Origin of the sequence: Bacillus sp. BPN334 (assembly GCF_008368885.1) — a bacterium.
Classification (GTDB): domain Bacteria; phylum Bacillota; class Bacilli; order Bacillales; family Bacillaceae_G; genus Bacillus_A; species Bacillus_A wiedmannii.
Genome location: NZ_QOZW01000020.1, coordinates 231,731 through 243,636 on the forward strand (window position 1 = coordinate 231,731; position 11,906 = coordinate 243,636).

General features: G+C 34.9%; 15 protein-coding genes. 6 read left to right on the forward strand and 9 right to left on the reverse strand.

From position 1 onward, the window contains the following. The first annotated feature begins 85 nt into the window (after positions 1–85). On the forward strand, positions 86–979 hold the full coding sequence (locus tag DN393_RS27740) for a LysR family transcriptional regulator (RefSeq protein WP_064476519.1): 894 nt from the start codon (positions 86–88) through the stop codon (positions 977–979). A 40-nt stretch (positions 980–1,019) separates the two neighbouring features. Here the strand turns inward: DN393_RS27740 and DN393_RS27745 are convergent, their stop codons facing one another. Together DN393_RS27745 and DN393_RS27750 are read right to left on the reverse strand one after the other, a co-directional pair. Then, positions 1,020–1,544: a COG3014 family protein gene (locus DN393_RS27745; RefSeq protein WP_000736432.1), complete on the reverse strand. Its 525-nt coding sequence runs from the start codon at positions 1,542–1,544 to the stop codon at positions 1,020–1,022. 126 nt (positions 1,545–1,670) lie between these two features. Continuing rightward, positions 1,671–2,939 carry an MFS transporter gene (locus DN393_RS27750; protein ID WP_149174137.1) on the reverse strand — a complete coding sequence of 423 codons (1,269 nt, stop codon included), beginning with the start codon at positions 2,937–2,939 and terminating at the stop codon, positions 1,671–1,673. 118 nt (positions 2,940–3,057) lie between these two features. Here DN393_RS27750 and DN393_RS27755 point away from each other — a divergent pair, with 118 nt between their 5' ends. The 5 genes from DN393_RS27755 (at position 3,058) to DN393_RS27775 (ending at position 6,005) form a co-directional block, all read left to right on the forward strand. Continuing rightward, positions 3,058–4,272, forward strand: a complete 1,215-nt coding sequence (locus DN393_RS27755; RefSeq protein WP_098103338.1) for a helix-turn-helix domain-containing protein — start codon at positions 3,058–3,060, stop codon at positions 4,270–4,272. A gap of 66 nt (positions 4,273–4,338) precedes the next feature. Continuing rightward, complete coding sequence (locus DN393_RS27760; RefSeq protein WP_016088502.1) at positions 4,339–4,518, forward strand: H-type small acid-soluble spore protein; 180 nt, start codon at positions 4,339–4,341, stop codon at positions 4,516–4,518. Positions 4,519–4,702: 184 nt separating this feature from the next. Continuing rightward, positions 4,703–5,038: an antibiotic biosynthesis monooxygenase family protein gene (locus tag DN393_RS27765; RefSeq protein WP_064476522.1), complete on the forward strand. Its 336-nt coding sequence runs from the start codon at positions 4,703–4,705 to the stop codon at positions 5,036–5,038. 2 nt (positions 5,039–5,040) lie between these two features. Continuing rightward, on the forward strand, positions 5,041–5,634 hold the full coding sequence (locus DN393_RS27770; protein ID WP_098103339.1) for a dienelactone hydrolase family protein: 594 nt from the start codon (positions 5,041–5,043) through the stop codon (positions 5,632–5,634). A gap of 11 nt (positions 5,635–5,645) precedes the next feature. Next, positions 5,646–6,005: a hypothetical protein gene (locus DN393_RS27775; protein ID WP_098103340.1), complete on the forward strand. Its 360-nt coding sequence runs from the start codon at positions 5,646–5,648 to the stop codon at positions 6,003–6,005. Between the two features lie 25 nt (positions 6,006–6,030). Here DN393_RS27775 and DN393_RS27780 read toward each other — a convergent pair whose 3' ends face one another. The 7 genes from DN393_RS27780 to flhF all read right to left on the reverse strand — a co-directional run bounded on the left by DN393_RS27780 (position 6,031) and on the right by flhF (position 11,899). Next, positions 6,031–6,201 carry a DUF3951 domain-containing protein gene (locus tag DN393_RS27780; RefSeq protein ID WP_064476524.1) on the reverse strand — a complete coding sequence of 57 codons (171 nt, stop codon included), beginning with the start codon at positions 6,199–6,201 and terminating at the stop codon, positions 6,031–6,033. A 62-nt stretch (positions 6,202–6,263) separates the two neighbouring features. Continuing rightward, positions 6,264–6,575, reverse strand: coding sequence for an AzlD domain-containing protein (locus tag DN393_RS27785; RefSeq protein ID WP_087986303.1), 312 nt, complete (start codon positions 6,573–6,575; stop codon positions 6,264–6,266). Next, positions 6,566–7,291, reverse strand: coding sequence for an AzlC family ABC transporter permease (locus DN393_RS27790; RefSeq protein ID WP_149174138.1), 726 nt, complete (start codon positions 7,289–7,291; stop codon positions 6,566–6,568). The genes DN393_RS27785 and DN393_RS27790 overlap by 10 nt, the downstream gene beginning before the upstream one ends. Next, on the reverse strand, positions 7,284–8,120 hold the full coding sequence (locus DN393_RS27795; protein ID WP_098103342.1) for a TrmB family transcriptional regulator: 837 nt from the start codon (positions 8,118–8,120) through the stop codon (positions 7,284–7,286). The genes DN393_RS27790 and DN393_RS27795 overlap by 8 nt, the downstream gene beginning before the upstream one ends. A gap of 177 nt (positions 8,121–8,297) precedes the next feature. After that, positions 8,298–9,596: an NtaA/DmoA family FMN-dependent monooxygenase gene (locus tag DN393_RS27800; RefSeq protein ID WP_098103343.1), complete on the reverse strand. Its 1,299-nt coding sequence runs from the start codon at positions 9,594–9,596 to the stop codon at positions 8,298–8,300. Between the two features lie 167 nt (positions 9,597–9,763). After that, entirely contained in the window at positions 9,764–10,537 is a 774-nt protein-coding gene (locus tag DN393_RS27805; RefSeq protein ID WP_098103344.1) for a flagellar basal-body rod protein FlgG, read from the reverse strand. Positions 10,538–10,579: 42 nt separating this feature from the next. Further along, a complete protein-coding gene (gene flhF / locus DN393_RS27810) occupies positions 10,580–11,899 on the reverse strand; it encodes a flagellar biosynthesis GTPase FlhF (RefSeq protein ID WP_098103345.1) in 1,320 nt (439 codons plus the stop codon). Positions 11,900–11,906 lie beyond the last annotated feature (7 nt).

Below are 11,906 nucleotides of genomic sequence, written 5' to 3' on the forward strand. Positions count from 1 at the left end.
AAAGATTAAATTAAAAAACTTCTAATAAACTATTTATTTCTATAGATTTTTTCTATAGTTAAAATAAAAAAGGCGGCAACTCATAATGAATCTCTTAAAATTAGAAATTGTAGTGCTTATTAAGAAATATAAAAAACTTACACTTGTTGCAGAAAAACTTGGTGTTAAACAACCTACTATTACATTCCATATAAAAAGCTTAGAAGAGGAACTGGGTGTACCTTTATTTGAATTACGATCCGGGAGATATTTCTTAACGGAGGCTGGTGAGGCATTGCATCATTATGCTTGTAAAATAGATGCACTTATGAAAGAAGCTAGGCGGGTCACGCAAGAGTTTAAAGATTTTCATAAAGGCGCTATAACAATTGGCGCTAGTTATGTACCAGCGACTTATCTTTTACCAGAAATTATTCACCAATTTCAATGCGAATTTCCAAATATAAAAATAACACTCATGGTAAAAACAGCTCCTGAAATTCGAACGATGCTACAAAATCATGAAATTGACCTCGGGGTAATTTCTGCAGCACCGTTTGATGAATCCCTTTTAAAACAGACAAATGTAATGCCTGATACACTTGTTCTTGCTTTCTCCAAAGAACATCATTTTTCAAAAAAAGAAAATGTATCACTACAAGATATCGAAAAGGAACGTATATTATTGCATCGTAATCCATCTACAACGAGAGATTTACTTACAAAATGGACGTTAGCTCATAACATTACGTTCCAATCTGAAATTGAATTAGATTCATTAGAAACGATGAAACAAATTTTAAAATATGGTAATGGCATTGCTTTTATTTCTAAACTCGCTATCGAACAAGAAATACAACGAAATGAACTACGCTACATACCCATCCCTGGATTTGAATTTCAACGTAACATTTATACGATTCATCATGAGGACAGATGGAATTCTAAAATTATTTCTTTTTTACTACATAGCATCACTTCTTATGCCGCAAAAAATTAAAAGGCTGTCGTTATACACGACAGCCTTTCAAACTATAACTCTATTTATTTTTCTTCGCTTCAATTTTTGCTTGCGCCTCTTCAGCCTTATCTAATGCTTCTGAAACTTTCTTCTCTTTTTCTTTCACGTCATCTATACTATCGACCGCTTTAATCAGTTTATCAATTCCCTCTTCTTCTACCTTTCTCCGCTTTGCCACTCTTTCATTTACTTTCTTTTCCACATCTTTTGCTTTTTGAAGCATATTCTCTGCATTTGATGTTACAGCTGTTTCAAGTGCATCGTCTTTTTTCATTTGCAACACTTCATTTGCAATGTCTTTTGCTTCTAAATACTTACCATCTTTTAATGCTGTTGCTCCGTGATCCATTTTCTCGGCCATTTCTTTATATGATTTTGCTTCATTTCCTGACTTTTCTTTTTCCGCTTTTTCAAACCACATCGTTGCATCACTATATTTTTCATCTTTCAACGATTGCATACCTGTTTCTATATATGTGTCATAATTACTACATCCAGCCATTACGACTAACAGAAAAAGCATAACAAAACTTAATTTTTTCATGATGTTTTCTCCTTTTCTTTGCCTGCTCACTATACTGTAACATACATGAAAAAGAGTTTCAAAAACTAAAATACTAATTTGGTCATTTTTATAATGTTAAGTCGAATTTTTATTATTTTCTTATTTTTAAGCCGACACACCTACTTGTTTTTTCCTTATATGTTGCTTTACTCCAACTAATACAACTAACAATAAACCTCCGCCTATCGTCATCATAACAATGCTAGTTGGCAACATATCTAATAATAATCCATATACAATCATACCGAGTGGTGCGATTGCAGTAGCAATTGTTTCAAGTAGGCCAAACACACGCCCTAAGTAGCTCGGATCTGTCGTTTTTTGCATATGTACTTGCATCGGAATATTTACAATCATAATTGCTATACCCGTTAACATCATAAAAGCAATATAGTAAATAAAACTTGCCCCTTTTGAAATGGTAACTACCAATGGGAAGACTGTACATAAACTTAAACCCGCAAACAAAAACAGCCCAGTATAAATAGAACGAAACGGATTATTCACTTCTTTACGCACCGATAAAGCAATCGCACCCATTAGCATCCCGACTGCTAACATTCCCTCTACGATACCGAGTTGCTTTGAAGATAAATGCAATGTATGGACGATAATGTATGGAAGTGCAACGGTTAGCCCACACGCAAAAAAGTTTACCCACAATGCTATTTTCATTAAACCATATATTTCATGCTGTCGTTTTACATATGAAAACCCTTCTTTTATACTCGTCAAGAAATCCTCTTTACTCTCAGCCACTTCTTTTTTATATAAATCAAATACAATAAATAATTGCAAAATAACTGCTAAAAAGAACGTAACACTATTTAACAAAAAAAACGACTTAATTGAAAAGAAACCAAATACAACTCCACCAATAATTGGCCCTAAAATATTTGATAAAGAAGCTGCCGTTTGATTTAAAGCACTCGCTTTTTGAATACGCCCCGCATCTACTAAATTAGGAATAGACGAAGTTAATGCAACAGAATAAAAACTTGCACAAATTGATAATAATGCTGCTGAAATATAGATAAAAAGAAGTGAAGGTCCAAATATAGTAGCAAAAATAAACATAATAAGCATCGTTACACTACTTAATAAATCCGTGCCAATGACAAGCCATTTTCGATTCACACGATCAGCTACAGCACCTGCAATCGGACCACAGATCATCCTTGGTAGTGATCCGCAAACGAGCGTAATAGCAAACCCCATCCCTGAACCAGTTGTCTTTAATACGTATAACCCCATTGCGAATGTATAAATACCTGCTCCTAATAAAGACGTCATCTTTCCAATCATCATCAAAATAATATTTCTCGTTGCAACTTTCATTCTTGTATCATGTTGTCCTATACTTATATCTCCCATAATGACTTTCTCCCCTTAAAAGTTAAATTGTGTTAAACTTATTATATAATCAACTTTCCAATTTTTACAACAAAAAGTTAAATACAATTTAACTTTTTAATGATAAAGGAGCAATAATATGGCAACTCTCGGCGAAAAAATTAAGGCATTACGAAAAGAAAAAAAACTTACACAAACAGAGCTGGCAGGTTCGGAACTGACAAAAAGTATGCTTAGTCAAATTGAAAACGGAAAAGCTACACCTTCCATGAAAACATTACAATATATTGCTGAAAAACTTGAATGTGAAACGAGCTTTTTATTAGAGGAAGACGATGATGAAATTGTAGAACTCATTACAAAAATGGAGCAACTCATAAAGGAAAATAAATGTGATGAAGTATATGAAACTCTACTACCGATTGTTCAAAAAGAGCTATCTTCTACTATAAATACGGCTCGTTTATATAAACAGTTCCTAACAGGAGCAGCTATTATGAACGATTATAATATTGAATCTTACGTTGAAACCGCTGTTTCTATATTTGAAAAATATACTTTATATCGAGAAAGCACTGAAACGAAACTACTGTTTTACTATATGCTCTACAAACGGAAAAAATATAAAGAATGTTTACAGTTGATTACCAAAATTCGCGATGAATATAAAACGAAGAATTTAGAAATGGATCTTATTACACATATACAATTATATTTAAAAGAAGCAATTATTTTACTCGCATATGGCAATTATGAAAAATGTGAAAAAGTCATTTTAGATGCACTTGCATTTTCAAAAAAACACCAAGTGTATTATAAAACAGATGAATTTTACCGTATTTTATCTTATCAAAAAATCATTACAACTGATAAAGAACGATATTTATATTACATAAAAAAATCTGAGCAATTTGCCATTTTTACAGAAGATACTTTATCCGCTGCAAATATACATATATTAAAAGCTTATTACTACAATACCGTTACGAATGAATATACAATTGCATTAGAACATTTAGAACAATTCCGAGAAAAACTAAAAGATGTACCAATTTTTCAAGACGATGGACTGTATTATATTGAAAAAGGAAAATCTTTGTATGGCTTAAAACGTTATAAGGACGCTTTGGAAACATTAAAACATGCTACTATACCAGATTATATGAGTCATCCACTTGATCAATCATGGTTATTAACGGCTGGATCTTATCGTGCTCTTTGCTATATAGAACTTCAAGATAAAACAGCTGCACTCAAAGAAGCAAAAGAAGCAGTTCAAGCGATAGATAGCTATCCTGATTCCATCTTCTCTTCATTTATTAAAGGAACATTACAAATAATACAAAAACTTTAAGAATGTCTCGAAATGGTATATTATTCCTCTTTTTTAGCAAAGATAATAATGATGGGAGGAATATAAATGAATATTCAACGTGCAAAAGAGCTTTCTGTGTCATCAGAACAAGCAAATGTCAGTTTTCAAGGCATGCCTGTTACAATTCAACACGTCGATGAAAACAACGAAACCGCCCGCATATATGAAGTAAAAAATCCAGGACGCGAATTAACTGTTCCAGTTAATAGCTTAGAGGAAATATAAAAAATGCCACTTCGATTTTGAAGTGGCATTTTTCTTCCTTTAGATTACTTATTATAAATTTCTTCTATCATCTATTTTACAGGAGCTGAAAAAATAAGAATTTTCTACTTCTTTTCTTTTTATGACCTGCTAGAATACAAACTATGGATTAATTATTTGTACTATACATTAAGGGGGAAAGACAATGAAATCTGATTTAGAAAAAAACAAACCTTATTATGCAGTTATATTCACTTCTAGTTTATCAAATGATACAACAGATTATAGTACCGTTGCCGAAACAATGGAGGAACTTGCGAAACAGCAACCTGGATTTTTAGGTGTAGAAAGTGCACGAGATAATTCGGGCCTCGGCATTACAATTTCTTATTGGGAATCACTTGAAGCAATTGAAAATTGGAAAAAGAACGCCTTACATAAAGAAGCGAAAAAAAGAGGCCGTGAGCAATGGTATGAAAACTTCCACCTGCGTATTTGCCTTGTTGAGAAAGAATTTAAGTTTCATAGAGGTACATTGTAACGATGGAGAAAAAATTAGCTCTCGTTGCTGTTCATGAAATTTATGGTGTGAACGACCATATGCATCACGTTACCCACCACTTCACTTCATCTCATATAGATGTATTCTGTCCTAATCTTCTACAATCGCAACATGCATTTCATTATAGTGATGAAGAAAAAGCATATCAACATTTTGTAAATAATATTGGATTTGATGATGGAAAAGAACAAATTAAAGAATTCATCAATACTCTTTCAAGTAATTATTCACATATTGGACTTATCGGCTTTAGTGTTGGCGCTACCATCTCATGGCTATGCAGTAACAATCCGAAAATAGATTTTATTATCGGATGTTACGGTTCCCGTATACGTGACTATATTCATATAAAACCTACATGCGCTACCTTACTTATTTTCCCTGAAAAAGAAGTTAGTTTTTCAGTATCCTCTTTCATTCAAACATTGCAGCAACAAAAAAATCCTTTATTAGAAATAAAACAACTACACGGTGAACATAGTTTTTTAAATCCGTACACTGAAAAATATAGAGCGAACTCTACAAAGCAGGCATACAATGTAATAGATGCATTTCTTGCAAAAACAATCTTATAAAGGAAATCCAAATAACGCTTACATTACTCTTACTTCCTTTCATATTCATTGCCTTTTTCGCAGCGCTAACTATCATTTTTATAACTGTAAAAAAAGGGGAGTTTTTCAAACGCCCCCACTTACAATCTATTATCGTTTGCATTTTATTTTTTACAAATTGGATCTTATATTCAACAACTTTTTATACGTTACCTCCCGAGAAAGTTAGCGAATTCATATTCTTGCCCATTTGGTTTCTCCTTTGTATTTTAGGATGTATCGTTTTCTGGCGCGAATGGAGAAATAATCGTGTGTTCTCCATATGTATCTGTTTTCTTTCCGTTATTAGTTTTCTATTTGGGTTATTGTTGTTAGTTCTTTCGGGGATGTAATAGAAAAAGGAAGAAAAGCCAACTTTCAACTTTTCTTCCTTCTATGTTTACCTTTAGCTTTCACTGTCACTGATTCACAAGGTGTATAATATATTTGAGGTGTCGCCTTATCAACAAACATCATAAACGTAATGAAGCCGATAATAAAGAAAATAAACAACGTTAACAAAATTGCTCCTATCGTTAAAAGTATCATAACACCACCCCTATATCTTTCATGTTATTACACCTTTCGCTATTATATGAGCGTAATCCTTTTTAGAAAAAGAAACGTAACAAAATAATCACAATCACTCCCGTTAATACTGTACCTAATAAACTACGAGTATATATTGCAACAAGAAATGTTGGGATTGCTGCGATAAGGTAATCCCACTGCATCGTCTCATGCATAAATAATACTTGTGCTAAAAGTGCTGCTAATATCGCAATGGGTATGTAATTTAACCATTTTAAACCCCATTCTGGAATTTGTAGTTTACTAAACACGAGTAGAGGTAAAATACGTGGCACGAGTGTGACAGCTCCTGCTGCTAGTAAAAGTAATAGTACGTCCAATCTCATTTCCATTTTTCAATCACAACTCCAATCGTCGCAGCTAATAATGTTGCGATAATAACCGCTATACTATCTGGCATAAATAAGTGTGAAACGTATGCGATCATAATCGCTACAATTGCAACAGTAAGATGAATTGCTAGTTTCGGTTTACTACTTATGAGCTGAAGAACAAATAATCCGATAAACATTGCTGGTAATGCATAATCCATGCCATATGTATGCGGATCTGGTATCCACTCACCAAACAGCCCGCCAATAATAGTAGCAAGAATCCAATTTAAATATGCTGTGACATTTAACCCCATCATCCACCTGTCACCTACATATCCTTTTTGCGCTGCGTGCTGCACTGCAACGCCGAACGTTTCATCTGTAATTTGAGAACCGATAATTACATTTTTTAATAGAGGAAGTTTCGTAAAGTATGGTGCAAGGGCAGCACTCATTAGAAGGTGGCGTAAATTAACAAAAAAGACGGTAAAAATAATTGCTGAAGCAGGAGCGCCAGCTGCATACATACCAGCTAATATAAATTGGGCAGAACCTGCATAAATTAAAGTGGACATAAACGCAATTTCAATGATTGAGAAACCTGCTGTTTTTGCAATTACACCAGCTGCTATACCGATACTTAAATAACCAAATACAGTTGGTAAACAATCTTTTACTCCTTGCTGAAATGTATCATCGCTCTGAAAAGCTACATGGGCCTGAGCTTTACTCATTCGTATCATCCTCCATTCCTTCCATCGTTCGTTTTCCTGTTACGACATGAACTAAATCTATATTTTCACGCCATAACGTATCTAACTTATCAGCCCCAAACTCCTTCGTAATTTCTTCAACCATAATATCGTGCCGCACATACTCTGTAGCAACGAGAACTAAAGCTGGGTCATACGTTGTAACGGCCCATGAAGTGCTATCATTTGAGAAGTTCGCAATTAATACTTCCTCTCCATCACGAGCAATAACGGTTAAATGACCACCCATTCTCTTTTCAACAACGTGGGGCGTCATATAATTATGGTGAAACGTCGCACCTATTTTTGTATTGGGAGCGCCAAATAAGATTGAAAATATATGTACACCTTCCTCTTCCTTTTGACGAATATATGGCTCAATTTCATGCACTTGATCTTCCCAAACAGAAATCCATAGCTCTTCCTTCGCCCTATTAATTATATTGCATATTTCTTTTACAACACGATCATTGGAGCGAATATGCGAAATTACATCTATTTGTCGCTCTTGTTCTAAACAATTTAATTTTCGGTCTAAAAATTCAAAGGAATTTTCAAAATCTTTTCGCATTCGATCCATTAACTCCGTAGCTGGTACTGGTACATATTTCACTGGTTCAGTAGGAACGATATGCACCGCTCCTTTATCCATCAATTTACCGAGTACTTCATAAATCATCGAACGCGGTACCCCTGTTTGCTTACTCACTTCATACCCGGTTACTGGGGAATGTTTTAATAGTCCAATATACGCTTTACATTCGTACTGGGAAAAACCTAACTTTTGTAATTCCTTTATAATTTCATCCATCAGCAATCCCTCACATTCTATATAACTCTCATCTCAAAACGATACATGTTTATTAGTAGTTATTAGTATACCTACTAATATAAAAAAACAGACCCACAAAGTCAATTGATAATTCTGAAATTTAACCCAAAAATAAAAAGCCTTCTTATGAAAGGCTTTTTGTACATAACACTCCTGTTATTTTAACTGCAAAGTTTTTGGCGACTTTCCCCTTAAATGCTCCCGTAAAGTAGAGCCTGTATACTCTTCCCTAAATACACCGGCCTTCACGAATAAAGGAATAACTTCACTAAAGAATAGATTTAGTGACTTTGGCGGTCCTCCTGGAATAGCAATAAATCCATCTAACGCCCCTGCTTCAAATCTATCTATAATTTGTTTCGCAACGTCTTGTGGTGTACCAACCGCGACCCAATGGGCGGAGCCAACAACTTCTGGTCGTTCTAGTATTTGTTCAACAGTTGGTTCATTTTTAATAATGTAGTTCCGTAATAATTCGGCATGAGTTTTACTGCGAACAGCTTGATCCCGACTTGGCAGCATCTCTTCCGTAATCTTACTTTCTAGCGGAATCCCTCTAACGTCTAATCCGAGAACCATTTCGAGTAACGAGAATCTCTTCTCTTTTGTGAGATGTTGATGTGCTTGCCTATGCATTTCTAACGCTTCTTCATATGTATCACCAATAAAGAAATATAATCCAGGTAATACGCGTATATCATCTTGCTTTCGGCCATGCTGTTCTGCTCTTCTTCTTAAATCTTGACGCAGTTCCATTCCTGACTCTACATCTGGCGTTGCAGCAAAAATTGCATCCGCAACAGAAGCAGCAAAATTCCGTCCTGACTCTGAAGCACCAGCTTGAAATAATGGCATTTCCCCTGAAATATGCTGCGGAATATTAAGTGGACCTTTCACCTTAAAGTATTCACCATTATGCTCAATAGGCTTTACCATTTCTCTAATAACATCAGGATTATCTACTTTCAATACTTCATTCGGGTGACTCCCCCAAAGTTTTCTTACTAACGCTGTACATTCTGCCGCTTTGGCGTATCGTTCCTCAGATGATGACATTCCTTCCTCACCAAAGTTTTCAGCGCCGTCAATGGATGTAACAATATTCCACCCTACTCGGCCTTTACTAATCCAGTTCAAAGATTGTAATTGCCTCGCTAATATATATGGTGGGTAAAACGAAGTTGACGCAGTCGTAACGACTCCAATTTTTTCTGTTGCATAAGCAATAGCAGTAAACAGTAATGTCGGATCTAAAATGACATTCCCTTTATTACGAGCAATTAAATCCGGGTGCGCCACTAAATAATCTGCTTTAAAAACAAAATCTAACTTAGCCTGTTCTGCCTGTTTCGCTAACTCTACTTGTTCATCAATTCCTGAATCAAATATACAGTCTTCTTCTTTCTTTCTCGAAATTAAACATAACCCAATGCAAAGTTGTTTTTTTGTAGACATATACACACCATCCCCTTATTTTTAATTCATCTAGTTAAATAAATGTTGCTATCATTATAAAATTCTATTCTTATACAAACAGATAAAGTGATAATGATTATCAATATCATTTTATGGGGTAACTGTAATAAAAGCAATAAAAAAAGACTCCCGCTAACGGAAGTCTCCTATCTCAATATTTCATTCGCTTCTTTTTCATAAATTTTATCAAATGAAGTCATAACGCGTTGTGACGCTGAAATCATTTTTTGATCCGTCATAAGATCAGCCATCTCTTTCGTCATATCTACATTTGAATTTTCTAGCATATGATTTTTTACTGTCCCTACCCCGTTCGGTAAATCAGCAATGTTTCCTTCTGCTAGAGTAAAGCTTTTGTTCTCTCTTTGTACGAGACGATTATTCGCTTCTGCACCTACTGTTTTTGTTTGCAGGCGAGCAATATTATTTTGCGTCACCGCATCATATAACGTACCGTCTGCTTGTACAGCTACCTTTGCTCCTTCTGGAATACGAATACGTTCATTATTCTCACCCATTACGAAAGCACCTGAAGTTGTTTGCAGATAACGATCACTATTTACTGTAAAACTACCGTCTCTTGTTAAAAACGTTTCATTATTTTTAGATGTAACGAAAAACGAAGCTGTGCCGGCCGTACCGTCATCTAAAAAGAAATCTGTAGCACTATTTGTCATTTGTATATTTCCTTGTACTAAGTTCACATGCGTTGCGGCTGGCACTACAGCGTAATCAGTCGAACCGATATTTGTCACAGCCCCATCTCCGCGGCGATATGTGTCTTGTACATCAAACACTTTAGAAGTCATATTTTCTGCTTTAAATCCTGTCGTTTGAGCATTTGCAACGTTATTCGAATGAACATTAATGCGCTGCATGTAATTCATCATACCCATAGAACCTATATAAAGACCGTTCATACTCGTTTGAATAAGGCAGTTGCCTTATCCTTCACCTCTTTTCTATGATGTTTGCAACATTTGTTTCGCTAAATGTTCAGCTGTAGCGATATGTATATGTTGCTTCACGTCTTGTCCGTCTGTCATTAATACAATTGGAGCCGATGATACGGCTGGAATTTTCAACAATTCACCACTACTTGCTGTTTCATCAAATTTCGTAAATACGATACCATCAATATGAATATCTTTAAAGTTCGTAATGATTTCAATCATATCTTTACTTTTCATCGAAGCTGATAACGTTAAACAAATATAATCTGGCTCTACTTGTCCCATCGTTTCAATCATTTCTTCTACTGTTTCTGACGCACGATAATTTTTCCCAGCTGTATCAATTAAAATATAATCGACGCGCGCTTCTTCTTTAAAATACGTAAGCGCTCTTGTCATTGCAGCTTCATCACGAACAGCGATTACTTCAAATCCCATTGTTTTCACATAATCTTGCAGCTGCTGAACTGTCCCAATACGTGAATGGTCTGTCGTAATAAAACCGACCGTTTTTTTCTTACCGTGAAATTGCCATGCCATTTTCGCAAGTGTCGTCGTTTTTCCAACTCCAGTTGGACCAATTAATGCTATTGTTTGTACTTCTTTTTCAAAAACGTTTTCCGTGTTGAAATGGGATCTCATATCTTCCAATATGTATCCGATCACTTCTTCTTCTGTAATCATCGTCGCATTCTCAAACTTCACTTTTAACTTTTCAGCATATGCATGAATGAAGTATTGTTCTACATCGTTTTGTTCTAGCATGCGAATTACTTTTTGAATAATAAACGGTACAGATTCTTGGTTTTCTTTTTTTACAACCACTTCTTCTTTCTTGACCGGAACAACTTTTTTCACAGTTTTTTGCTTTTTTGTTACTTTCGCTACTTTCGTTTCTTCCGTCTGCTTCACAACGACGATACCTTTTTCAAACAGCTTTAATAGTTTCTCTTTCTTTCTTGTCCATTCTTCACTATTTCCTGTTTGCATCGCCGCATATGACATAGAAGTCGTCACGTTTTCTAAATTGTGCAGTACCGATTGAATTCCGTTCGCCTTCACAATTTGTTCTGAAGGATCATTTACAACATCCATTAATTGTTCATGAAATTGAGCTGTGCCTTCATTCACTTCTTCCTGTTTATCCTCTGGAAAAGCAACTAACATTTCATAATTCTTTTTCCAAAAAAACGGGATATTTCGTTTTACACTTTCATCGACAACGTAATAATAATCTGTACCATATTGGTCAAATAACTTTCGATACAATTCATTTTTCGAAGCTGCTTTTATTCGCATTAACGCTTCTTTCTTTTCTGTACTTTCCATTACTTCA

Bases quoted from the DNA above. Each gene is read 5' to 3' on its own strand.
- DN393_RS27740 (WP_064476519.1), top strand. From the start codon at position 86: ATGAATCTCTTAAAATTAGAAATTGTAGTGCTTATTAAGAAATATAAA.
- DN393_RS27745 (WP_000736432.1), bottom strand. From the start codon at position 1,544: ATGAAAAAATTAAGTTTTGTTATGCTTTTTCTGTTAGTCGTAATGGCT.
- DN393_RS27750 (WP_149174137.1), bottom strand. From the start codon at position 2,939: ATGGGAGATATAAGTATAGGACAACATGATACAAGAATGAAAGTTGCA.
- DN393_RS27755 (WP_098103338.1), top strand. From the start codon at position 3,058: ATGGCAACTCTCGGCGAAAAAATTAAGGCATTACGAAAAGAAAAAAAA.
- DN393_RS27760 (WP_016088502.1), top strand. From the start codon at position 4,339: ATGAATATTCAACGTGCAAAAGAGCTTTCTGTGTCATCAGAACAAGCA.
- DN393_RS27765 (WP_064476522.1), top strand. From the start codon at position 4,703: ATGAAATCTGATTTAGAAAAAAACAAACCTTATTATGCAGTTATATTC.
- DN393_RS27770 (WP_098103339.1), top strand. From the start codon at position 5,041: ATGGAGAAAAAATTAGCTCTCGTTGCTGTTCATGAAATTTATGGTGTG.
- DN393_RS27780 (WP_064476524.1), bottom strand. From the start codon at position 6,201: ATGATACTTTTAACGATAGGAGCAATTTTGTTAACGTTGTTTATTTTC.
- DN393_RS27785 (WP_087986303.1), bottom strand. From the start codon at position 6,575: ATGGAAATGAGATTGGACGTACTATTACTTTTACTAGCAGCAGGAGCT.
- DN393_RS27790 (WP_149174138.1), bottom strand. From the start codon at position 7,291: ATGAGTAAAGCTCAGGCCCATGTAGCTTTTCAGAGCGATGATACATTT.
- DN393_RS27795 (WP_098103342.1), bottom strand. From the start codon at position 8,120: ATGGATGAAATTATAAAGGAATTACAAAAGTTAGGTTTTTCCCAGTAC.
- DN393_RS27800 (WP_098103343.1), bottom strand. From the start codon at position 9,596: ATGTCTACAAAAAAACAACTTTGCATTGGGTTATGTTTAATTTCGAGA.
- DN393_RS27805 (WP_098103344.1), bottom strand. From the start codon at position 10,537: ATGAACGGTCTTTATATAGGTTCTATGGGTATGATGAATTACATGCAG.
- flhF (WP_098103345.1), bottom strand. From the start codon at position 11,899: ATGGAAAGTACAGAAAAGAAAGAAGCGTTAATGCGAATAAAAGCAGCT.